The following is a 23052-nucleotide window of genomic DNA, read 5'->3' on the forward strand; positions in this document are numbered from 1 at the left end:
GATTCACCTCCCTAACACGGGCACATGATGCGTACCATGTGCGAGGCAGACATTTTTGGTTTCCATATAAAACTCAAAGCTATAATCGCCTCCATCACGTCCAATCCCACTCATTTTTACCCCACCAAACGGCGAAGGCAGATTGCGATTATTTTCAGAATTAATCCACACCATCCCAGCTTCTAACTGATGCGCCAAGCGCATGGCTCGGCCTTGATTTTCAGTCCACGCATAAGCAGCCAAACCATAAGGCGAGTCATTCGCTAAGCGAATCGCCTCAGCTTCATCTTGAAAGCTAATCGCTGTCAGCACTGGCCCAAAGATCTCCTCACGCGCAATCTTCATTTGGTTATTTGCTTCAGTGAATAAAGTGGGTTGTACATAATTGCCCGCGCCCAAACCTGTTAAGCGCTCGCCCCCCACTGCAATCCTCGCACCCTCAGCACGGGCGGCCTCCATATAGCTCAATACTTTTTGCAAATGACTGCTATGAATTAAAGGTCCAACCTCAGTCGCAGGATCTAAAGGATGACCCACTTTAAGATGCTTAACCCGTTCACTCAGTGCAGCGAGAAAACGCTCCCGAATACTTTCCTGAATTAATAAGCGACTACTCGACGTACAACGCTGCCCATTCAGACTATAAATCATAAAGACCACAGCATCTAAAGCACGCTCAAAATCGGCATCTGCAAATACCAGCACAGGATTTTTGCCACCTAATTCTAAGTGTAAGCGCTTAAGCGTGGGCGCGGCTTGCGCCATAATATAAGAACCCGTCACCGTCTCACCCACAAAGGCGACTGCTTTAATCGCTGGATGCTCCGTTAAGCGCTTACCGACCGATTCACCGAAGCCATTCACCATATTCCACACACCCGCCGGAATGCCAGCTTGCTGGCTAATCTCAGCTAATAAAGCCGCACTTAAAGGGCTAAATTCCGCAGGTTTATGCACAATGGTACAGCCAGCAGCCAAAGCCGGCGCAATCTTCCAAGTCGCCAGCATAAACGGAGTATTCCACGGCGTAATAACGGCTACCGGCCCTAGGGGTGAACGTACTGTGAAATTAGTATGCTCAGCTTGCATCAGCGCTAAGCCATCTTTCGCCTCCGCAGCTTTATCCGCAAAGAAACGGAAATTTTCTGCGCCACGCAAAGCTGCTTGCTTCATAAAACGCAAGGGCTGACCGCAATCACTGCTTTCAACTAAAGCGATTTCTTCAGCGCGCGCTACTAATAAATCAGCAAATTTATGCAGAATTTTGCGCCGCTCACTGCCTGCTAAATCACGCCATGCAGGAAAGGCGACTTGAGCCGCTGCACAAGCCTGATCAGCATCTGCGATAGTACCGGCCACAACTTGACCCAGGCTCGTGTTATCAATCGGAGTTAGATTATCAAAAGTGACCGCATTGATCGGGACTAGCCATTCGCCTTGGATGAAATGCCCTGTCGGCTGTTCACGGAAACGCTGTAAGTAATACGCCGCTAGCTCTTGATTCTTTAGTAGTACCTCAGGCATACCCAACTCCTCATTCAAATCGTTCAAACTAGAAAATATATAACATGTTAAGTTTAAGTTAACAAGCTAACTGCATGAATTGGACTTTTTTAGCTTAACAAGTTAAATTGATACTAAATAATTTTGAGAATCCAAGGAGGAAAGTGATGCGTTTAGCGACTTATCGGCAGGGGCAACGTGAAGCTTGGGGGATCATTACTGAAGATGATATGGTCTTAGACTGTAGTTCCACAGCGTCTAGTTTAAAAGCAGCGATTGAGCAAAATAAATTACAAGCCCTGAGTCCCTCCCCTGTGGGCGTTGCCTTGTCTGAAATTAGTTTATTACCGCCGATTCCGAATCCAGAAAAAATTATCTGTATTGGGGTGAATTACGCAAATCGCAATGCTGAATATAAAGATAATTCCTCAGAGTCTAACTATCCCAGCGTTTTCATGCGCACTCCTGACTCTCTCACAGGACACCATGCGCCTTTAATCCGTCCACCAGAGTCACATCAGCTAGATTATGAAGGTGAGATTGTCATTATCATTGGTAAAGGCGGACGGCGTATTCGTCAAGAAGAGGCTTATCAGCATATTGCGGGTCTCACGATTATGAATGAAGGGACTCTGCGCGACTGGGTGCGCCATGCCAAATTCAATGTAACCCAAGGTAAAAACTTTGTGCACTCTGGCTCACTAGGCCCTTGGATGGTGACTGCGGACAAATTCAATGCCCAAATCTACGAAAATATGACCGTCACCACGCGCGTGAATGGCGAAGTGCGTCAACACGATACCACTGCGAATATGATGTTTCCGTTTGCTTATATTATTCATTATTTGTCAAAATTTTATCTCCTCAAGCCTGGCGATATTATTGCTACTGGCACACCTAATGGAGCAGGGGCACGGTTTGACCCACCCCGTTATTTAGTTCCGGGCGATGTGGTCGAAGTCGAAGTTGAAGGCGTGGGTGTCTTACGCAATAGCATTGAGGACGAGATTATTTAATGCGCACGTTTGAGCGTTCCTTACCCATGTCTTTATTGAAAGCACGTGAAGCGGTGATGAAGAAATTCATTCCGCATTTGCGGGCGCATGATCTATCCCCACAACAATGGCGAGTTTTGCGAGCCTTATATGATGACCCTAAAGGCATGGAAATGTCGGTCTTATCAGAACGCTGCTTTTTACTCATGCCTAGCTTATCGAGGATCGTGCAAAATTTAGAGGCTCGTCAATTGATTAGTCGGCGTACTGCAGACCATGATCAACGTTGCTCCATTATTAGCTTAGATCAATTAGGACACGAACTAGTGGAGGTGATGGCTCCTGAATCAGAAGCCCGTTACGCACATATCACCCAAGTCTTTGGTTATGGCAAACTCGAACTGCTTTATGAATTATTAGACGAATTAGTTGAAAAATTGGAAGAAGCGGACAAAAGCCCGTTGGGTGAAACAAGCTAAGGCTGCAACTCTTTAGCCACTAAGCTACATAATAGAACTAGCTAGGTTCGCAAATCTCCTTTTTAGCCTAAACTTACCCCGACACTCAACAGTGTATATTTATTAAGAAACGTACCAGTTCAGCAGAAAACTCATATACTCTAGTTATTTAGGCCATTAATAAGCTTACGCCCATCTGGGGTCTTGATGACAGCCTAGCAGTTCCGTGAGACACTTTAAATCATGATAAAACACTATACCCTAATTGCTGCTATCCTCGCTTTGGTACTGATTGGACTATTTATCTGGTGGTTTCAAGGTAGTTTAGTCTTTAACTCTGTGTATATCGCTGCAGCGGCTCTCGCTACGTTGAGCGTACCTTTACTTTATCGTTTGCTAGGGTACTCGCTTGCAGATGACGCTGAATGGCTCAAAAATCGGGAAAACCAACAACATACAGAATTAATGCAGCGCTTACAGGGTGTGACTAAAGATTTAGAGGAGTTAGGTTTAAAAGAAGGCGTGCGTCAAGCCAATGCTCTAACTGATATTATTGATGACTATCATGCGGTAGTGAAATCACGTTTTTTTGGAAAACAAGCCAGCCCGCTCACTTATTTAAGCGCTGCACGTACTGTGCAAAATCAGGCTATTCAAAATTTAGCCGATATGGTGACCGTTGGACATAGTATGTCTAGTATTCAGAATAATCTGCAAGCAGGTGGCGACCAAAAAAATAGTCGCTATTTAGAGCAATCTGAACGAATTGCCACTCTCTTAGATGAGAATAAACAACTTTTTTCTGCTTTAACCGAAACTGCTGTTGAAGTAGCCAATATGCAATCGATTAGTGAGTTTGAACGTACCGATACTTTGGCACGTTTACTAGCTCTTGCTGAGATTGCCAATGGATCAGGTAAAAAATGATGAAAATAACTGCCCCGTTCTTTGCTGTAAGTTTGAGTGCTATTTTGCTGGTCGCTTGTGGTGACTCAAGTACTGTTGCTGGTTTAGGAGGTAATGCGAAGCCCACTCCCGAGGCAGCTACTAAAGAAATTGCTAAACTGGTTAAGGATCAAATTCAGCCTAGTTACAATGAAAATACAATTCGCGCGAATATTCAGCTAACTCAAACCAATTTATTATCACTACTACCTGATTTAAAAGAATACCCCATCACTTTAGAAGCTCAAGATAGCGATCGAGTGGAAGCAGCTGAGATTTTCACCTCTCCAGAAAAGGCAGGACAAGGGCGTGATGGTTTCTATTTAGAGCTGGCTAAAACCTTTAACCAACAAAATCACACGATTAGCAATGGTAAAGTCGCCCAAATTGCGATTCGTAAAATGGATTCTGGCTTAGGCGCACAATACATCATGGCGAATCGCTATGTGCCTGAAGCCTATACCCCAAGTAATTATCTTTGGGGCATGTTGCTAGGCGCTAATGGAGTTAAAGTAGATACGATTGCTGCCAAAACTGCTCCGAATGTGGCGGGTATTGTCGTTAAGAAAGATAAAATCGATCAGATCACTAGCAGTGGTAAATTGGACATTGCCAAGCTATTGACCAATGTGAGTAATGGCTCTTTTGCAATGGGCTATACCAACCCTTATCAATCGAGTACTGGCCTAAATTTCCTGCTGAATGTTCTAAACGCCTTTGCTCAAGGTGATGAAAGTCAGATGCTCTCACCGGATGTGGCTAGTGCTTTCGAAGCTTTCCAAGCAGGCGTGCCCTTCGTTGCCCAAAACACCTTGCAAATGCGCGACGCTGCTGTCGGTAGCGGTGTATTAGATGCTTTAGTCATGGAGCATCAATCGTGGGTAAATGTCACCGGTATGAATGACTATCAGTTTGTGCCATTTGGTGTACGGCATGATAGCCCGCTGTATGCGACTAGCGAAGCTGATCCTGCTGAGCGCGAAGTGTTACAACAATTTGCTAAATTTATCGAGCAGCAACAAAGTACGGTGAGTAATTTTGGTTTCGGACAATTAGCCGATTATCAAGATGCTTACACAATCAAAGATGGCACAGTAATTGGACAGGCTCAGAAATTATGGAAGCAGAAAAAGTCAGGTGGTAAACCGATTGCCGCCGTATTCATTGCTGATGTTTCGGGGTCAATGGAAGAAGGTGATCGGATTAAAAACCTGAAAAAAGCCTTAGTTGAATCTTCAGATTTAATCAGCTCTGGGAATGCCATTGGTTTGATTACTTATAGTGACTTAGTAAATGTTGATTTAGAAATTCGTCCTTTTAATGTTCAACAAAAAGCATTGTTTACAGGTGCAGTGGAAAGTCTAGTGACGGGTGGGAAAACCGCCACTAACAATGCAGTACTGGTGGCTGTTGATCAATTAGAACAGTTTGGCAAGCAACATCCCGAATATAAGAAAGTTATTTTCTTACTATCGGATGGTGAAACCAATGTGGGCTTTGACTTTAATAGCGTCCAAGGCTTATTAGAGGCTGCTGGTATTCCTATCCATACCATCGCTTATGAACTCAAGTCAGATCACTTAAAAGCCTTATCAGGTTTGGCAGAAGGGGCTTATATTGAATCCACTACTGGCAACGCCTCGTATCGCATCGGCAACCTACTCAATGCAGAAATGTGAGTAACTTAAATGAAGTTTATCAAAGTTTTTGCGTTATTTACTCTTATTCAAGCAGCGGCTTGGGCAGGTGCTCATATGTACCAAAACCAGCACCGTGAAACTATCCTGATCGTGGCTGATACTTCCTATGCGATGAAACCCAAATTCCCTGCTATGCAAGAGTGGATCGACAACTATCAAGCCAAAGCCCGCTACAAAAATCTGCTGATTGGCACTGATAAAGCCATGTTAGGTGATCTCGCTGAGCTGAAATCAAAAACAGTCATTTTTCGCACCTCATTCGGCAGTATGACTGCCGAAAGTTTGGCTCGTTATGCAGATACCCCAGCTAAACAAAAGATATTATTGTCAGATGGAAAAGCTCAAGTTAATGGCTGGGAGATTATTAAATTTTAAATTTAACCTCCAACTCAGCTTTAGGTATTACTCACCTCAGTCAAGCAAGCTTGATCTTATCTTTTTGCCCTATTAAAAAATAAGATGTTAAAATAATTAACACTTAGAGCACTTTGTTTCATCTAAAAATGACAGTATCAAATCCCTATACCTCTTTAACCGACCAGGCTTTCTGGAAAACAGCGGTTGCTAATCGTAGGCCTCGAGAAATAACAGGCTTATGGAAGCCGAAATTTGAGATAAAAAAACAAGATACGATTGCTACAGCAGGCTCTTGTTTTGCACAACATATTGGAAGGGCTTTAAAAGTTAGAGGTTATAATTGGCATGATAGTGAACCTGCACCTCTGTTAATGCACTTGAACAAAGAAAAAAGTACTTTGTTTAACTATGGTATCTTCACTTTCCGCACTGGCAATATTTACACGGTGGCTTTACTCAAACAGTGGATTGATTGGAGTTTAGGCAAAGCGCTCCCGCCTGAAGAAATCTGGCAAAGCCCAGAAAACCGCTATTACGATCTTTTCCGCCCTAATATTGAGCCAAATGGCTTCAAATCAGCAGAAGAAGCTCTCAAATCACGGCAAAGTACGCTAAAAGCGATTAAACGCTCACTCGCTAAAACAGATTTATTTATCTTTACCCTCGGTTTAACAGAAGCGTGGGTAAATAGCAGGGGGCAATATGTATACCCAATGTGCCCGGGCACTTTAGCAGGAAACTTTGATCCATCCCAACATCAGTTCAAAAACTTTGGATTTTTAGAGGTTTATACAAGTCTGAATACGGTTTTAGACACACTTAAAACTATTAATCCCACTATGCGTTTTTTGTTAACTGTGTCACCAGTACCTCTCACAGCAACAGCTTCAAATGAACATGTGGTAACTGCGACTATTCACTCGAAGTCAATTTTACGTGCCGTAGCGGGGGAGCTGAAAATAGCTAGAGAGGATACAGACTATTTCCCCTCCTACGAAATTATCTCTGCTTTTCCTTTTAAGGCAGTTTTCTATGCAGAAAATATGCGGAATGTCTTACCCCAAGGCGTAAACTTCGTAATGAATTCATTTTTCAACTGCCAAGAGCGTGCTTTTGGTACACAGACTGAGCAAATTCCTCAACAAGCTCTAGTACAATCAAACACTCAAACTTCCATCAAAAAATCTTCTGATGAGGTTTGTGAAGATGCTCTCTTAGAAGCATTTAAAAAATAAATTTATGAAAAAACTTTGTTTCATTGGCACCTCACATCTAGGCTCGGTGGCGAGTGCTTGGCATAAACGAGTTGCACCCCTATATCCTGAGTTTCAACCGACCTTTTTTGCAGGGCCAGGTACTTCTTTATATCAAGCTGAGTTTTTACCTGATCAAATTATTGCTCCAGCTGGAAGCGAACTTGAAGAATATTTCAAACTATCCGCAAATGAACAAACTACAATTGACTTAAAGGGCTACGACTGCTTTATTTTTCAAAGCCTAGATCATCACTTTATAGCTATTTCAGCACTCTGCCAACAAATGGCTAGAGAGAATGAGGATGAGCAAATCTTTTTTTCAGAGGCTTGCTTAGAAATTGTTGTAGATACCTTAATAGAAAGCTCGCCTATTATAAACTATGTTAAACATATACGTTCTTATATCGAAACCCCAATCATTGTTTCAATAACTCCCAAAACCTCCATTTTAGCTCTTGAAAAACATCCGGAAGAATATGTACCTTATTTAAAATATGCTGAGCTTTTTGAGTGCCTTTTTAACCAGTCTTGTAGGAAGCTTTTAGACTATCCTTCTCTAACAATCATTGAGCAGCCTGAAGAGACCTTAGCAACTCCTTATTTTACCAAGCTTGAATATCTAAACCCTTATGACAAGCAAGATTTAGCTAAGGTTACTGACTATTGGCATAAAAATACTAAATATGGCAAAGCGGCTTTAAGTAAAATTCTTAAACACATTAAGAGTTTACATCCCTAATTGTCTATGAAAAAGATTTGCTTTATAGGAACTTCACATCTAGCCGCCTTAGCACATGCTTGGATCGACACTGAACCTGCTTGTAACTCTCATGTGCAAGCCTCATTTTTTGTTGGAGGAGGAACATCCCTATATGAAGCATGTTTTTTCCCTGAAAGCATTGAAGCCCCAGAAAATAGTAGATTAGCTGCAAACTTTCAGCGCTTTACAACAGGGGAATCAAGGATCATTCTTAAAAATTATGATTATTTTGCATTTCACGGTTTAGACTTTCCTATCATCGAATCTCTCGAGCTTTCTAGTTTATTATGCGCTAAAAAGCAGTTTTTCTCAGATGCCTTTTTAATAGAATCCTTCTCTAACTTTATTGAAAACCTACCAATAACCCCTAGCATAAAACATATAGCTCTGAATACAGAGTGTCATATTTTAGTTTCCCTAACACCTAAAACCTCAAATCTTGCTTTACAGCAAGGTATTTTTGCCTACCAGAATTACTTGCTATATGCCGAAATGCTCGATAATTTTTTTCTAAAGGCGTTTAAGGAAATATTTAATTATCCTAAGATGATACTTATATTTTAACCAACTGAAACATTAGCTAATCCATTTTTTACAAAAACTGAATATTTAAATGAAGCATGCTATAAGAAACACCAAGACTATTGGCATAAAACACCTGATTATGGCAAAGCCGTCCTTAAAAAAATACTCAATTATATTGAACATATTGAAAGATAAGCTTTAACGTTTGCTAGCTTGCCAAAAATACCAAAGCATTGTTAAAACCTGCACTGCTAGAGCAATACTAAAAGCGATTTGATAACCCAGCGGATTATAATGATGGGTATCGCCCGCTGAATACCAGTTGATCACTACGCCAATACCCCATTGGGCAATAAAAGCAAAGACGAAGACTAATAAATTCAAGGCCGTATTCACTCGCCCTGCTAATTCAGGGGCAAATTGTTGGGATAAATAAGCATAAGCAAGTACACCTGTCGTTCCAAAGAAACCAAAGAGAATCCACCAAAGGGTGGAGAGACTCGTCCATTCAAGAATTAAAGCAAATTGCACAAGAATAAACATAACTAGGCCAATACTAGCAACATGCAGTGTGGAAAACCCATGACGCGCTAAGCGTTCAGCCATTACGCCTAGAAAGAAATAGCCAGCAATCACCCCAATCGCCAACCATGATAGTACTGGCGCTATCGCTGCACGCTCTAAACCGGCCACATCTCTTAACCAAGGCCCCGCCCATAGACTCATAATCGAGAGAAAGCTAGCTTGTGTAGCCACTGCCCAGGGTGAAATACCCCAAAACTGGCGCGAGGTGAAAATATGCAGGATGCCATTAATATGTTCTTTCAACGTTGCTTGATTAGCGGGCATGGGTTTATCAGGCACAACAAAGAAGACCAGTAAACTCACCATTAAAGTCAGTACAGCTAAGCCCATAAAGACGCCACGCCAATCGGTAAAGTTTAAGGCATATTCAACTGGAATGGAGGCCGCTAAAATCCCAAAGCCACCAGCAGTGAACTGCAAACCATTGACCAGCGGTAATTTTTCTTTGGGAAACCATTGTACAAAGGCTTTAAATGCAGCCATCAAACAAGCTGAGACACCGAAACCAATTAAAGCACGCCCCACAATCAGCCAGCCTAAGGATTGTGCCATTGCAAACACCACGGCACCGGCTGCTGCAAATAGCAATAATAAAGCCTCAATCTTCCTTGGGCCATAACGATCTAACAGAATCCCTAAAGGTAACTGTACCGCAGCGAAGGTAATTAAATAGGTACTAGTGAGTAAGCCAAGTTGCCCTGCATCAATCTGAATATCCTTGGATAAATCACCCGCGATAATGGTATTCACCACTCGGTATAAATAAGAAAGGAAATAACCTAAGGCAAAAGGGATAAAAATACGCGCAAGTAAACTAGGGCTTAAATTCATGCACACACTCAATTTTAAAGGCCAATCGCTTGATCTAGCACACTATACGCAGGCCACTAAGAAGAATAAAGGGCTAGACTTGAACCCACGCATTCAAGCTCCGTTCTAAAGCATGCTAAGATAGTTGCATGAAAAACCAACTGACTTCTTTATGAAAATTTCTAAAAACCTTCGTTGGATTCTGGCAGGTGCGATTGTCTTCGGCACCTTCATGTTTTTGCTATTTTTATTCTATGCCACCCAAAGTGCATTGAATCTTTGGGATCGCTTACAGCAGTTACCCAGTGGCTTGTTTTACCTTTACGTGGGCTTGATTGCTTTAGTGCTTTTGGGAGGACTCGGGTTAGCTCTCAAACTGGTATTGGGGAGTAATCGGGTAACGCCTAATTTCCAGCGCCCTGCGACGCCTGCGACTATTGAGCAAGTCGAAGCGGAGATCAAACAGATTGAAGCAGCGGGAATGGATATTACACCGTTTCGAGAAGAACTAGAGCGCTTAAATGCCCGGAAAGAAACGGGGCAAATTAATATTGCGTTCTTTGGTGATGTCAGTACGGGTAAATCTTCTATTATTAAAACTCTGCTCCCAAGCGCTGGAGTGGAGATTAGTTTGCGTGGTGGCTCCACTCGCGAAATTCACGAATATATGTGGCAAACCAGCTCAGGTGATCGTTTGCTACTTACTGACTTGCCAGGGCGGAATGAAGCTGAGGGCTTTTTAGATGAGTTAGCCCGTGATGAAGCGGTACGAGCGCAAATTGTCGTTTATGTCGTGGATTCGGATTTGAGCCGTAGTCAATTCGAAGATATTCAAGAGCTTTATACTTTTGGCAAGCCTTTGATTATTGCTTTCAATAAAAGTGACTTGTATACCCCCGAAGAAAAACAACAACTGAAAGAACGCATTCAAAGCCGCTTTGGTCTTGGTACGTCCAAGGAGCTGCTACCTAAAGTAGTGTTTATTCAGTCTGGTGGAGTAGAAGAAGTCGTTAGAGTCTATCCGGATGGGCGAGAGGAAACGCTTCAGCGTCAGCGCAAAGCTGATGTCAATGCATTGTCTGAAACTTTACAAACCGAAATTGATAGCCGCATCGAGTGGTTAGAAAAACTGCGTGACTCGAGTGTCTTTAGCTTAGTACAAACTAAATTAGACGAAAGCCGCGCTAGTTTCCGCCGCGAACAAGCCGAAAAAATTGTACGTAATGGCACCCGTAATGCAGTAATTGGCGCTTTAGCGGCGATTAGTCCGGGTACGGATATTATTATTCAAGGGGTGATTGGCACGCGCATGATTCAAGAATTGTGCAAACTATATGATGTGCCGGTTAAGCAAATTGATATTGATCAGTTCCTCGATTTCAGCCAAAACCAAATGAAGAAAAGTATTCCATTGATTTTGGCAGTAGCGGGGAATGGTTTAAAAGCATTTCCGGGGATAGGCACGGTGGCCGGTGGCTTAGTGCATGCCGTCGCCTATGGCTTGATCTTTGATGCTTTGGGGCATGCCGTCACCCTCACTTTAGAACAACGCGGAGCTTTAAAGGCAGCTCCAGCAGCACTGACGTTTCGGGAGATGCTGAGTGGAAATCTGGAAGAACGTACAAAAACATTGGCCCGATTGGTTGTCGATCAATACAAAACCAAAGACAGCGAGCGCATCAGCAGTGAACAATGAAGAACCGAGTACGAAAAAAAACGCCCAAGGCGACTCGCATTTAAACTTAGCTACCGCTAGTTTGCGTCGCTTATTGGAAGATAAAAATCTGCCCGAGGATGTACGTAACACCCTAAAAGATGACTATACCCAAGTCCAATCCATGCTCGACAAGCTGGAGCATGGGCATATTCATATTGCAGTATTTGGACGAGTCAGTGTGGGCAAATCCTCACTACTTAATGCGCTGTTGGGCAAAGATGCGTTTAGTGTCAGTGTCTTGCATGGCGAAACTAAAACCACAGATTTTCACGCTTGGGACGAATATGCGGATGGCGGCTTATACCTAATTGATACTCCGGGGATCAATGAAATCGCCGGTGAAGATCGCGAGCGCATGGCACATGAGGTTGCCACTCGTGCTGATTTAGTATTGTTTGTCATTGATGGCGATTTAACCGATGTGGAGTTTCGTGCTTTAAAGACCGTTACTGCCAGTCATCGTCCGACGATTCTGGTGGTTAACAAAGCAGATCGTTACACCGATAAAGAAAAGCAGCAATTACGCACTGTACTTGAAGAGCGCACTCAAGGGATTTTAGAACCTGAGAATATTATCTTCACCACCGCTCAGGCTAGCCGCCAGACCGTGATTTATGTCGATGCTGAGGGTAACGAGCAAGAAGGTTTGCGCGTGCGCCCTGTCGATGTACAAGCTTTAAAAACACGCTTGTGGGCAATTATTGAGCATGAAGGTAAGACCTTAGCTGCTTTAAATGCCTCGCTCTTTGCGAGCAATTTAAGTGAGGAAGTGGGTAAGCGTATTCTAGCGGTTAAGCACGAACTCGGTTTAAAAACCATCCAAATGTACTGTATCGCCCAAGGGGTAGCGGTCGCCTTGAATCCTATTCCAGTCGCGGATTTAGTGGCGGCGGCGGCCATTGATGCGGGGATGATTGTGCATCTCTCCAAGCTTTATGGATTACCGATGTCGAAGAGTGAGGCGGGTGATTTACTCAAAACCATTTCGGGGCAGATGATTGTCTTGATTGGTACTACTTGGGCAGTGCATTTAATTTCTACAGTGCTCAAGTTAGGCACAGGTGGTATCTCTACCCTACTCACTGCAGCCACCCAAGGCGCGGTGGCTTGGTATAGCACTTTAGTGGTGGGGCGAGTTGCTGAAAGTTGGTTAGCGAATGGGAAGTCTTGGGGTGAAGCAGGGCCTAAGTTTACGGTTGAACAAATCCTTGATTCGCTTGACCGTGACTCCGTCATTGCCGAAGCACGTGAAGAGATTACAGCGTATATCCGTAAAACGGTGAAAAACTAATGGCGGGTTATAGCTGGCGAAATATGCTAGTAATCGCCCTCTTCCTACTGGTGGCGGCTTGGCAATATTTTTCTGGGCAAGTGGGTCACCCCCCCTCACAAACGAAGAGCAACGCCTCAACTAATCTAGCAAGCAATACCCCAGCTAAAACACTGGAACAACTGCGTGCTGCAGCGAATGATCCAAATGCTAAATTTTGGACGAATATTCAAGGCACGGTAATCAAAAACCTGAAAGATGATCAAGAAGGTGATCGGCATCAGAAGTTTTTGGTAGCTGTTGCTAAGGATTTAACTTTATTGGTTTCACATAATATCGACGTGGCTAGCCGTGTACCCATACGTGAGGGTGATGTAGTCAAAGTACACGGCGAATATGTGTGGAATAATCGAGGTGGTGTGATTCATTGGACGCATCATGATCCGAATGATCGCAAAACGGGGGGGTGGATTGAGTTGAATGGCAAACGTTATGACTAAACAGCCGAGTAGAGACTGAAAGACTCGGCTGCTTAGCTTATCTTCACCAGATAAAGGCTGGCTCAGAATAAGTCATAATCATGCAACCACAAGCATTGGGCTTGGGCGGAACATAATGAGCATGGGCAGTACTAGTCGTAACTAACATAGTGGTCGTACCAATAACGGTTAAGCCTAGTAGTAATAATAGTTTCTTTTTCACGATAGTTCTCCTGATTGACACTTACTTTATGAGTTGTAGTGAGGGTGCGAATGGTTCGAACGGTGATAACCTAATCTAAACGCTTTTTTCGCGAGCTTATTAGACTCCACCGCATATTTAGTCGCACAACGCCGCATCATTTTAGCTTTGTAACGCAACTCCACCACATCGATACCCTGACGTTTTAAACTTTGCATGGTCTGCTCTAGCGTGGTCGCTTGATCATTCAAGGTCCAAGCTGTAGCGCGTAGCTTATTGGCTTCATTGACAATTGGCGCAAGAGGGCCTGCTTCAGCTTGGCCGCTTACCAGAGGAATTGCGCCAGCCAATAGAGCGCCATGGATTATTTTTTTCATCACTAACACTCCAAGTGTATTTGCTGGTTTTAAGGCTGGTTTCAAACACCAGCACTTAGTAGTTTAGAAGTAGTTTAATTAAAAAGGTGCAGATTTTTAATATTGTTATTTCATATAGCAAATAGAATTAACTTAACTTAAACTGGAGTGAAAGAATATCCTGAATTGGATGACCTATTATCAGAATAATAAGTCCGCTCATAACAAAACACTTGTTTATTTTTATCCATTAAAATGATTGTCGAACAACGTGTTCCATAATCCATAAAACCAGGAGCAATAAAAATCGGTGATAGCCAAAGCTCCTTCTCAATACCAATACCTGTGTTCGGAAGCTGCTCGGGCTTGGCCAGAGTTCGATCCACTAGCAATTCAAATAATTTATCTACTAGGTAAGTTTGCTGTGCTATTTGTGAATTAATTACTAATTGCTCAAATTCAAATAAACCCCGCTGCACTTTCGGCCAAGGAGCATTTAAACTGGCATTACTTAAACCATAAAAACCCTGTTTTAAGGCTTGCCAATCAGTTGAATAACGATTACTCAGATAATAAATCTCATTAGGTAAATATCCGGCTAGTAAATTAAAACCAGCATATTGACCCTTACTTTTTTCTAACTGCTTTAAGTCATTTAAAGCTAGTTCGGTGCTTTCTACAAACTCACTGACTAATAAACCACGCGAGCGCTCACCAGTCTGCGGAATACCTTGGCGTACATTAGTCACCAGCGCAAATTTAAGGGTAGTTTGGTTGAGGGCTAGCCAAGAGCCTTGGGAGCTTTGATCAATCCCACCGACAATTTCAGGATGATTCGGCCAAACGCCTAAAGCCGTCGCAGGGCGATTAAACAACTCATCACGATTGGCTGCGAGAATAAAAGGATATTGAGGATGTTGCTGCAGGGCTAATAAAGCAAAACACATAAAACATCTCCTAAAAAGCGAAGATAATGCCCACTTTTTAGGAGGAGTACTATAAGCTCTAAGTTAGTCCTGTACCCAATCTTTATAGGCCTCTAAATCATGACTTTTGCCAGCATCATAACCTGCCTCATAAGCTGCATTTAAGCGTTGTTCTTCACGCAATGGATTATACAAATAGCCATTTTGCCAGCCCTGTACAAACTCACTGTTTGTGCCTGCCTTTTCCATCGCAACTACGGCTGCATAATATTGTTGATTCATTCAAAGCTCCTCTCAAAACTAACTCATTATTAACTACTGTCAAACTGGCTTAACGCTGTTGAGCAGCTTTAAAAACCGTTAAGGCTTGCCCGCTATCAAGTACGGCACGCACCGCCTGAGCTGCAGTTGGTAAATCTGGATAATGTCGTAGCTGACTCAAGCAAATTGTACAGGCATACACCAAACTGTCATAAGTTAAGCCCCGCTCCCCTGCTAAAGCCGCTAAGCCTAAGCGTGCGGCTTTCGTAGCTAAAGCTTCACTATCAATTAAGGCATCCTCTGCTGGTACTAAATCAGGTGGTAAAGGCACAGCCCGAGTTTCTGCAAGAATGCCTAAATCTTGGGGTGCTAAGTCCACTTGACATTCCTGTGCCTGAGCAGGATAAGCAAATAAACGTCCAGCCTGTTGCAAAGATGGAATAACACCACCTTCAACCCCGCGCACAAAAATCGCCGTCGCAAAACCTGCCTGACGGGCTAAGGAGGCATAAATGGGTGGATAGGCTTTATGTACATACCCACCCATGCAATGCGTTTTCCCACGCGCTCGAATCGGCCCAAGCATTGTTTCAACAGTGGTTAAAACTTGACGTTTAACCATGCGTTGACGTAAGGGCACAAGCGCATGTAAAGCGGGTGCAAAGCTGGCTTGATCAATATAAGTCCAACCGAGTTGCTCTAATTGTTGAGTCGCCTGTTGTGGAGTTAAGTCAACTTTAACCCCAGCTGCTTTTAAAACTTGATGGTGAGTTGCACCATATTTTGGCCCCACAGTCTCTAGTCCATGTACTACAGCTGGCACACCTAAACTGGCTAATACCGCAGGTACAAAACTTGAAGCGGGAATGCCACGCGCAAAACCATCATAAGGGTCAGAAATATCCACCAACTCCTCAACGGCCGCATGGCTAATCGTGGAATGATCAATTAAAGCTTGAAGCGTGCCCCGATTTTCTTCATCGGTTTCACGCTTCATCCGCAAAGCGATGAAATAAATAGCAGTCTGCACCGGATCAGCTTCAGCACTAAGCATATGCTGCATTGCCTGATAGGCTTCGTTATAGGACAAATCCTTACTGTATTCAGGCCCTGTGGCGACTTTTTGAATACAGTGTTTGAGGTGTAGCGCCAAATTAGCTTCAGACATAGTACAAGTTTCCATAGCAAACTAGTGTAGAAAGTGCTGCAGCGCTTAGAAATACCCCTCTCGGGGTAAAGCTTTGCAGGCACTCTTATTCTAACTTAGGCTAAACGCTTTGTAGCTAGCTACCTTGAAGGAGTTTCCTATGTCTAATCTAGAGTACACGGACGCTGATGCTGGCTTAGCCAGTGGCATGGCAGCGTTTGAAGCTAAGCATTTCGCGCGTGCGATGCAATTACTCTACCCTTACGCTGAACAAGGCCATGCATCCGCTCAATATCATGTCGCCATTATGTATCAAAATGGCTTAGGCATTACGCAAAGCGATGTAGCAGCTTGGAAATGGATGCATGATGCCGCTCAACAGGGGTTTGCACTAGCTCAACATGGCTTAGGCTTTATGTACTTAGCAGGTGAATGTATCGATCAAAACAGCAGCAAAGCTGCAGAATGGTTTAAACAAGCCGCTCAACAAGGTTTAGCAGGCTCTTTATTGACCTTAGCTCACTTATATGAAACTGGTAATGGGGTTGAGCAGAATCAAGCCGAGGCTCAGCGTTTATATGCACTCGCTAATCTTTAAGATAGTTAGTTATAGTTAGCTAAGTTCACTGTTAAATTAAGTTACAATTCAGTACTTGCCATTTAATTTATTGATTAGGAAAAAAGAAAACGATAAGGACAGAGCAGAAAGCGAAGCCGATGTAAATGTGTAGCGTATTCACATCGGCTTGCTATTTATAACATCAATTGTTGCTAAGTTTGGGCAAACTTACTCACCAGGGTCGCACTTGGTCGTTGATGTATAATTAAAAAAATAACAATAGAATAGATTAAAGAGGAATGGAGTACTAATAGCTAATTACTCAGTACTATGATTCCTCTTACTTTTTTACTGTAATTTTAGTTAACTTGCAAGTGCTTACTGATAGCTTGCTTTAATTAGCCCTTATGCCTGAGTAACCAACACCCATGAATCTTCATATCTCTTTGAAAATCCTCAGGTATTGAAGGCACACGATAATCCTCAACTAAATAACGTTCAGTAATTATTGGATCTAATTTAAACTTTCGGAAATTATTGGAAAAGATCAATGTACCGTCGCTAGTCAGTACGCGCATTGCATGATCTAGTAAGCCTGCATGGTCACGCTGCACATCAAATATATCCTGCATCCGCTTGGAATTACTGAAAGTGGGCGGATCTAAAAAGATTAAATCATAAGTCTGTTTACAATCCGCTAACCACTCCACGGCATTAGCGCGAATCATCCGATATTTATAGGGATTGAGCTTAAGCTGATTTAATTGGAGATTCTCTTCCGCCCACGCTAAATAAGTCGCAGATAAATCGACACTATCCACTCGACTCGCGCCGCCTACTGCCGCATACACACTAACCGCACCGGTATAACAAAATAAATTTAAAACTGATTTACCTTGGGCTTGCTGCTGCATCCACCAACGCATCGGTCGATGATCCAAAAATAGCCCCGTATCAAGATAATCGCTCAAATTAACCTTAAAACGTACACCATGCTCCTGCACAATCAAGTTATGTCCCGCCTGAGCTTGGCGTTCATATTGCTCTAAACCCTTTTGACGCTTACGCTGTTTAAGAACAATTTTCTCGGCAGGCACTTGTAACACTTCCGCTAAAGTAATCAGTACTTGGTCCAGCCGTTGCTGAGCGCTTTTCTCATCAATCGTTGCAGGCGGTGCATACTCTTGTACGTGCAACCAATCAGCATAACGATCAACGGCTACTGCATATTCTGGAATATCAGCATCATAAATCCGGTAAGCATTTGTGTGTCCACGTTGAATAAACCCTTTTAGTTTGCGTAAATTTTTCTCGATGCGATTGGCAAAATCCTCTGCAATCCAATTGGTTGGCTTGGCTTTTTGAACAACTTTATCCAAAGTCCATAGCTGGTATTCATCGCGCCCATTGAGGAAACGATACGTCTTGCTATAAAACAAATCGGTATAAGCTAGCGGTGCAGCTGCGGGGGCAAATAAAGCGCCTTGAAAAGTTTCCGGCAATTGCGCACAAGCTTGCCCAAACTCCGCATACTGAGTGCGCCAAACAATAGAATTTTGTTCAACATCATAAGGCAACTTAGTCAGCATTAACCCCAGTTCGGCTTTAAACTCCGCAAATTTAAGTTGTTTAGGTACCTTTTTGAACCACTGAGCCAATGGAAGCTTTAAAGCAGCCCAATCGGCTTGAGCGGTAGTAAGTTTTTCTCGGTCTGCATCTGCACCACTAAAGCGAAACCGCTCGGCCTGAGCTAAACCCGCTTGTTGGCGCTCACGCGCTTCCAATAGCAACTGACTATATAAATTCGCATCATGCTTGAGCCAACGCTGTGCGACGGTAGCGCCTCTCAGTAAAGCCGGTGCTATGTCTAAAGCCATTAAGGCAGCTTCTGTGATAAGTTCCCCTGAGCCACACACGGGGTCAAGAAAGTAGATAGTCTTAGCTTCAGATTGAATCAGATTAAGCCAGCCTGAGCGAATTAATACAGCCGCTGCTAAATTCTCATGCAATGCGTAATAAGCATCCGGATCACGATAACCACGTTGGTGTAAGCCTTTTTGGTTGAGGTCGATACCAATACTAGCCTTACCTTTATGCAGATTAACAGACACCACTAAATCAGGGTTAGCGCTCACACTAGGACGTTGCCCCTCCGTAGTACGCATTAAATCCACAATCTGATCTTTAACCCATTGCGCCCCAAATTGGGTATTGCGGATGTCTGCATTTAAGCCAGAAAAGCGCACTTTAAAACTGCCATCAATGCGCAGGTGTTCTTCCCAAGGAATAGTTTTAATTAAATCAGCCAGTTCTTCTTGATCTTTCCCAAAGCCATGAGCCAACTGCAAACTAGCGCGCGAAGCTAAGCGACTCCAGATTAAAGCTCGATAAGCAAAGGCCAAATCGCCCCAAGCTTGCACACCGGAATGCCCAATTTTAGTTTGGGCTGCACCTAAGCCCAACAGCTCATCAGCGAGTAAAGGTTCAATAAACTGGGGGCAGGCAAAAAACCACTCAGTCTGGGTATTAGTGCTTTCAAATTGCATGGGGATGACCAAGAAATCGACGGCTTATGATTTTAACATCATTTCAGGTGTTGTATGCTCTCAGTTCGGTCATCGCGATAGACTTTTCGTCTGCCAGAACAGGAGTCTATAAAGCTGGATCAGTTAGCAACTATGTCAACAATGTTGCAGCTGCACACTTGGAAAGCCTTAAGTTTCCAGCTATTATTCACCACCTGTCAGCACACATGTCGACAATCCGAAGGCTTAAGAAAACATGTCCCAACATAGGTTCCGAGCAAATGAAAACCACCAGTAACAGACCGCTTTCTCCGCATCTGCAAGTCTATAAGTTGCCGCTTCCGGCTAAATTATCCGTTCTTCATCGTGGCACTGGCGTGGTGCTGGCTATCGGCAGCTTGCTGGTGGTGTATTGGCTCACCGCGTTAGCGGCGGGTCCTGAGGCTTATGCTACGGCGAGTAGTATTTTAGGTTCTTTCCTCGGCAAATTAGCCTTATTCGGTTGGACTTGGGCACTGTTTTATCATATGTGCAATGGTATCCGACACTTATTGTGGGATACCGGCTTTGGTTTTGATATTCCAACCACTTATTTGACCGGCAAAGTTGTGTTAGGCGCTTCTGTGGTTTTAACAATTTTGCTGTGGCTAGTGGCCTAAAGCTTAAAGGAGATTGTCATGAGTTTGGTAACACCTTTAAAGAAAGCACGTGGTTTAGGCTCAGCGAAAGCAGGTACTCATCATTTTTGGGTACAACGGGTGACTGCAGTCGCTTTAGTCCCCTTGACCTTATGGGTTGCTTTTACCGTTGCTGCCTTAAGCGATAAAGACTACACCACAGTCTTAACCTATTTTTCATCACCTTTTAGCGCTGCGATGTTCAGCCTATTCATTTTCACTGCTTTTTATCATGCTGCCTTAGGTTTACAAGTCGTGATTGAAGACTATGTACACAATGAAGGTGTGAAAATTGGCGCTTTAATTGGCATAAAATTATTTTTGGCCTTAACTGGGGCCACCAGTATTATCGCCGTGTTGCTTGCGGCGTTTGGCAACTGAGGAGCCTTGCATGTCTGAGTATAAAATTGAAAACCATACCTATGACGTCGTTGTGGTTGGGGCTGGTGGGGCTGGTTTACGTGCTACTTTTGGTATGGCAGTAAAAGGTCTATCCACTGCCTGTATTACCAAAGTATTCCCGACTCGCAGTCACACGGTTGCTGCGCAAGGTGGGATGTCAGCGGCCTTAGGGAATATGGGTCCAGATAAATGGCAGTGGCATATGTATGACACAGTCAAGGGTTCGGATTGGTTGGGCGACCAAGATGCGATTGAATATATGTGCCGCGAAGCGATTCCAGCGGTGATTGAATTAGAGCATCAAGGCGTACCCTTCTCGCGTACTGAAGAAGGTCGTATCTATCAACGTCCTTTCGGTGGGATGACTACTAACTACGGTGAAGGCATTGCCCAGCGTACTTGCGCAGCCGCTGACCGGACGGGTCATGCGATTCTGCATACACTGTACCAGCAATCTTTGCGTCACGATGCTGAATTCTATATCGAGCATTTCGCGACTGACTTGATTATGGATGAGCAAGGTGTTTGCCGTGGTGTGTTGGCGTGGGATTTAGCGACGGGTACTCTACGGGTGTTTCGTGCGCAAACCGTGGTATTAGCAACCGGCGGTTATGGTCGTGCTTATTTCTCTGCGACTTCAGCACATACTTGTACTGGCGACGGTAATGGTATGGTCACGCGTGCGGGCTTACCGTTGCAAGATATGGAGTTCACTCAGTTCCACCCAACGGGTATCTATGGTTCAGGCTGCTTGATTACCGAAGGTGTGCGTGGTGAAGGTGGCTACTTAACTAACTCCCTTGGCGAGCGCTTCATGGAGCGTTATGCACCAAATGCAAAAGACTTAGCGTCGCGCGACGTTGTTAGCCGTTCAATGACTATTGAAATTAACGAAGGCCGCGGCGTTGGCCCGAATAAAGATCACATCCATATCCACTTAGAGCATTTGGGTGCGGAAGTTATTCATGAGCGCTTACCCGGCATCGCTGAAAGCGCGAAGATTTTCGCTGGCGTAGATGTTACTAAAGAACCGATTCCTGTATTGCCAACTGTTCACTACAACATGGGCGGTATTCCAACCAACTATCATGGTGAAGTGGTCACTCTGAAAGATGGCAACCCTGATAGCGTAGTTCCGGGCTTAATGGCGATTGGTGAATGTGCCTGCGTATCAGTCCACGGAGCGAATCGTTTAGGCTCTAACTCTCTGTTAGACATCGTCGTGTTTGGGCGGGCAGCAGCCAATCGTTGTGCCGAAACCTTAAAAGCCGGTGCTAGCCAACCTGACCTGCCAAAAGCCGGTTTAGAGAAAGCTTTAGATCGCTTCAAACGCATTCATAATGCCAACGGTAAAACCACCACTGCCGAAATCCGCGACAATATGCAACATGCGATGCAAAAGCATGCAGCAGTCTTCCGTACAGGTGACTCCTTGCAAGAAGGCGTGGATAAGATGAATGCCATCTACGCTAGCTACAATGATGTTAAAGTTAGCGATCGTGGTTTGATCTGGAACTCTGATTTAATGGAAACCTTTGAGTTAGCTAATCTGTTAGATTGTGCTCAAGTTTCCGTCCAATGCGCGCTAAATCGTCAAGAAAGTCGTGGTGCTCATGCGCGTGAAGACTTCCCAGAACGCGATGACGCAACTTGGATGAAACACTCATTGGCTTGGGTGAATGAGCAAGGTCAGGTCAATATTGACTATCGTCCGGTGCATACTTATACCCTCACTGATGAGGTTGAGTATATTGCACCGAAGAAGCGTACCTACTAAGAAGGGAGTGTAACGAAGATGGCTGAATTTAAACTTCCCGCGAATTCGATCATTAAAGAAGGCAAAACCTGGCCGACACCTACCGGTGCTAGCCGTGTGAAAAACTTCAAGATCTATCGTTATGACCCTGATAGTGGGCAAAATCCACGTTGGGACACCTTCCCGATTGATCTAGATGATTGTGCACCCATGGTTTTGGATGCGCTGTTAAAGATCAAAAACGAGATTGATCCTACCCTAACCTTCCGTCGTTCTTGCCGTGAAGGGATTTGTGGTTCATGTGCGATGAATATTGGTGGCTCAAATACCTTAGCCTGTATTAAAGCCATCGAAGATATTCCGGGTGACATTACCATTAGCCCGCTGCCACATATGGAAGTGGTAAAAGATCTAGTGCCCGATTTGACTCACTTCTATGCACAATATGCTTCGATTAAGCCTTGGATGCAGACTTCAACACCTGCACCACAAGATCGTGAGCGCTTACAATCTCCAGAAGATCGTAAAAAGCTCGATGGTTTATATGAGTGTATTCTGTGTGCAAGCTGTTCAACTTCTTGTCCAAGTTACTGGTGGAATGGAGACCGTTATTTAGGTCCATCCGTGCTGCTACAAGCTTATCGTTGGGTGATTGATAGTCGTGATGAAGCAACGGGTGAACGCTTAGATAATCTTGAAGATCCATTCAAGCTCTATCGTTGCCATACCATCATGAACTGTACCAATACTTGCCCTAAAGGCTTGAACCCAGCAAAAGCCATTGGCGAGCTGAAAAAAATGATGGTAGAGCGCCTGTATTAAGCTTGCTTAATTAGGCTCGTTCTAGCGCCCTTCTTTTCGTGTGGAAGAGAAGGGTTTTG

At 43.9% G+C, this 23052-nt stretch carries 24 protein-coding genes; 16 read left to right on the forward strand and 8 right to left on the reverse strand.

Translation table 11 applies throughout. The annotated features are described in order from the left end of the window. Window positions 1-3: 3 nt before the first annotated feature. The gene (hpaE, locus tag Q0230_RS04065) at window positions 4-1524 is read right to left on the reverse strand and encodes a 5-carboxymethyl-2-hydroxymuconate semialdehyde dehydrogenase (RefSeq protein WP_298608435.1); all 1521 of its coding nucleotides are present in this window, start codon (window positions 1522-1524) and stop codon (window positions 4-6) included. A gap of 146 nt (window positions 1525-1670) precedes the next feature. Between hpaE and Q0230_RS04070 the strand changes: the two genes are divergently transcribed. The 8 genes from Q0230_RS04070 to Q0230_RS04105 all read left to right on the forward strand — a co-directional run bounded on the left by Q0230_RS04070 (window position 1671) and on the right by Q0230_RS04105 (window position 8538). Next, window positions 1671-2519 carry a fumarylacetoacetate hydrolase family protein gene (locus Q0230_RS04070; RefSeq protein WP_298608437.1) on the forward strand — a complete coding sequence of 283 codons (849 nt, stop codon included), beginning with the start codon at window positions 1671-1673 and terminating at the stop codon, window positions 2517-2519. Beyond that, a complete protein-coding gene (gene hpaR, locus Q0230_RS04075) occupies window positions 2519-2977 on the forward strand; it encodes a homoprotocatechuate degradation operon regulator HpaR (protein ID WP_298608438.1) in 459 nt (152 codons plus the stop codon). The genes Q0230_RS04070 and hpaR overlap by 1 nt, the downstream gene beginning before the upstream one ends. Before the next feature lie 222 nt (window positions 2978-3199). Continuing rightward, window positions 3200-3883 (forward strand): hypothetical protein, encoded by a 684-nt coding sequence (locus tag Q0230_RS04080; RefSeq protein WP_298608439.1) that lies wholly within the window; start codon window positions 3200-3202, stop codon window positions 3881-3883. Further along, window positions 3880-5580, forward strand: coding sequence for a vWA domain-containing protein (locus tag Q0230_RS04085; RefSeq protein WP_298608442.1), 1701 nt, complete (start codon window positions 3880-3882; stop codon window positions 5578-5580). The genes Q0230_RS04080 and Q0230_RS04085 overlap by 4 nt, the downstream gene beginning before the upstream one ends. 9 nt (window positions 5581-5589) lie before the next feature. Next, window positions 5590-5976, forward strand: a complete 387-nt coding sequence (locus Q0230_RS04090) for a hypothetical protein (protein WP_298608445.1) — start codon at window positions 5590-5592, stop codon at window positions 5974-5976. A 128-nt stretch (window positions 5977-6104) separates the two neighbouring features. Beyond that, a complete protein-coding gene (locus tag Q0230_RS04095; protein ID WP_298608446.1) occupies window positions 6105-7193 on the forward strand; it encodes a GSCFA domain-containing protein in 1089 nt (362 codons plus the stop codon). Window positions 7194-7197: 4 nt separating this feature from the next. Beyond that, window positions 7198-7953 (forward strand): hypothetical protein, encoded by a 756-nt coding sequence (locus tag Q0230_RS04100; RefSeq protein ID WP_298608448.1) that lies wholly within the window; start codon window positions 7198-7200, stop codon window positions 7951-7953. Then, window positions 7954-8538, forward strand: a complete 585-nt coding sequence (locus Q0230_RS04105; protein ID WP_298608450.1) for a hypothetical protein — start codon at window positions 7954-7956, stop codon at window positions 8536-8538. Window positions 8539-8697: 159 nt separating this feature from the next. Here the strand turns inward: Q0230_RS04105 and Q0230_RS04110 are convergent, their stop codons facing one another. Then, window positions 8698-9915, reverse strand: coding sequence for a nitrate/nitrite transporter (locus Q0230_RS04110; protein WP_298608452.1), 1218 nt, complete (start codon window positions 9913-9915; stop codon window positions 8698-8700). A gap of 151 nt (window positions 9916-10066) precedes the next feature. On the opposite strand from Q0230_RS04110, the gene Q0230_RS04115 reads away from it, so the two are divergent. Genes Q0230_RS04115 through Q0230_RS04125 form a run of 3 tightly spaced genes read left to right on the forward strand, consistent with a single transcriptional unit; the run spans window position 10067 to window position 13381 of the window. Then, complete coding sequence (locus Q0230_RS04115; protein WP_298608454.1) at window positions 10067-11590, forward strand: GTPase; 1524 nt, start codon at window positions 10067-10069, stop codon at window positions 11588-11590. Further along, complete coding sequence (locus Q0230_RS04120; RefSeq protein ID WP_298608455.1) at window positions 11580-12902, forward strand: YcjF family protein; 1323 nt, start codon at window positions 11580-11582, stop codon at window positions 12900-12902. The genes Q0230_RS04115 and Q0230_RS04120 overlap by 11 nt, the downstream gene beginning before the upstream one ends. After that, window positions 12902-13381: a DUF3465 domain-containing protein gene (locus Q0230_RS04125; protein ID WP_298608456.1), complete on the forward strand. Its 480-nt coding sequence runs from the start codon at window positions 12902-12904 to the stop codon at window positions 13379-13381. The genes Q0230_RS04120 and Q0230_RS04125 overlap by 1 nt, the downstream gene beginning before the upstream one ends. A gap of 43 nt (window positions 13382-13424) precedes the next feature. On the opposite strand, the gene Q0230_RS04130 is transcribed toward Q0230_RS04125, so the two are convergent. The 5 genes from Q0230_RS04130 to Q0230_RS04150 form a co-directional block, all read right to left on the reverse strand. After that, on the reverse strand, window positions 13425-13583 hold the full coding sequence (locus Q0230_RS04130) for a hypothetical protein (RefSeq protein ID WP_298608458.1): 159 nt from the start codon (window positions 13581-13583) through the stop codon (window positions 13425-13427). 26 nt (window positions 13584-13609) lie between these two features. Beyond that, the gene (locus tag Q0230_RS04135) at window positions 13610-13939 is read right to left on the reverse strand and encodes a hypothetical protein (protein ID WP_298608460.1); all 330 of its coding nucleotides are present in this window, start codon (window positions 13937-13939) and stop codon (window positions 13610-13612) included. Between the two features lie 137 nt (window positions 13940-14076). Beyond that, window positions 14077-14865, reverse strand: coding sequence for an NRDE family protein (locus tag Q0230_RS04140; RefSeq protein ID WP_298608462.1), 789 nt, complete (start codon window positions 14863-14865; stop codon window positions 14077-14079). A 63-nt stretch (window positions 14866-14928) separates the two neighbouring features. Next, window positions 14929-15126 (reverse strand): hypothetical protein, encoded by a 198-nt coding sequence (locus tag Q0230_RS04145; RefSeq protein ID WP_298608463.1) that lies wholly within the window; start codon window positions 15124-15126, stop codon window positions 14929-14931. Window positions 15127-15175: 49 nt separating this feature from the next. Then, entirely contained in the window at window positions 15176-16273 is a 1098-nt protein-coding gene (locus tag Q0230_RS04150) for an anthranilate phosphoribosyltransferase (protein WP_298608465.1), read from the reverse strand. Between the two features lie 139 nt (window positions 16274-16412). Between Q0230_RS04150 and Q0230_RS04155 the strand changes: the two genes are divergently transcribed. Beyond that, window positions 16413-16850, forward strand: a complete 438-nt coding sequence (locus Q0230_RS04155) for a sel1 repeat family protein (RefSeq protein ID WP_298608467.1) — start codon at window positions 16413-16415, stop codon at window positions 16848-16850. Between the two features lie 359 nt (window positions 16851-17209). Here the strand turns inward: Q0230_RS04155 and rlmKL are convergent, their stop codons facing one another. Further along, the gene (gene rlmKL / locus Q0230_RS04160; RefSeq protein WP_298608469.1) at window positions 17210-19357 is read right to left on the reverse strand and encodes a bifunctional 23S rRNA (guanine(2069)-N(7))-methyltransferase RlmK/23S rRNA (guanine(2445)-N(2))-methyltransferase RlmL; all 2148 of its coding nucleotides are present in this window, start codon (window positions 19355-19357) and stop codon (window positions 17210-17212) included. Window positions 19358-19617: 260 nt separating this feature from the next. On the opposite strand from rlmKL, the gene sdhC reads away from it, so the two are divergent. The 4 genes from sdhC to Q0230_RS04180 are packed head-to-tail and all read left to right on the forward strand — an operon-like array spanning window position 19618 to window position 22993. Beyond that, window positions 19618-19995, forward strand: coding sequence for a succinate dehydrogenase, cytochrome b556 subunit (gene sdhC, locus Q0230_RS04165; protein WP_298608471.1), 378 nt, complete (start codon window positions 19618-19620; stop codon window positions 19993-19995). Window positions 19996-20013: 18 nt separating this feature from the next. Next, complete coding sequence (gene sdhD / locus Q0230_RS04170; protein WP_298608472.1) at window positions 20014-20394, forward strand: succinate dehydrogenase, hydrophobic membrane anchor protein; 381 nt, start codon at window positions 20014-20016, stop codon at window positions 20392-20394. Window positions 20395-20404: 10 nt separating this feature from the next. Then, window positions 20405-22192 (forward strand): succinate dehydrogenase flavoprotein subunit, encoded by a 1788-nt coding sequence (sdhA, locus tag Q0230_RS04175; RefSeq protein ID WP_298608475.1) that lies wholly within the window; start codon window positions 20405-20407, stop codon window positions 22190-22192. 18 nt (window positions 22193-22210) lie between these two features. Further along, window positions 22211-22993, forward strand: coding sequence for a succinate dehydrogenase iron-sulfur subunit (locus Q0230_RS04180; protein ID WP_298608477.1), 783 nt, complete (start codon window positions 22211-22213; stop codon window positions 22991-22993). The last annotated feature ends 59 nt before the right edge of the window (window positions 22994-23052 follow it).

Origin of the sequence: uncultured Thiothrix sp. (assembly GCF_937876535.1) — a bacterium.
GTDB lineage: Bacteria > Pseudomonadota > Gammaproteobacteria > Thiotrichales > Thiotrichaceae > Thiolinea.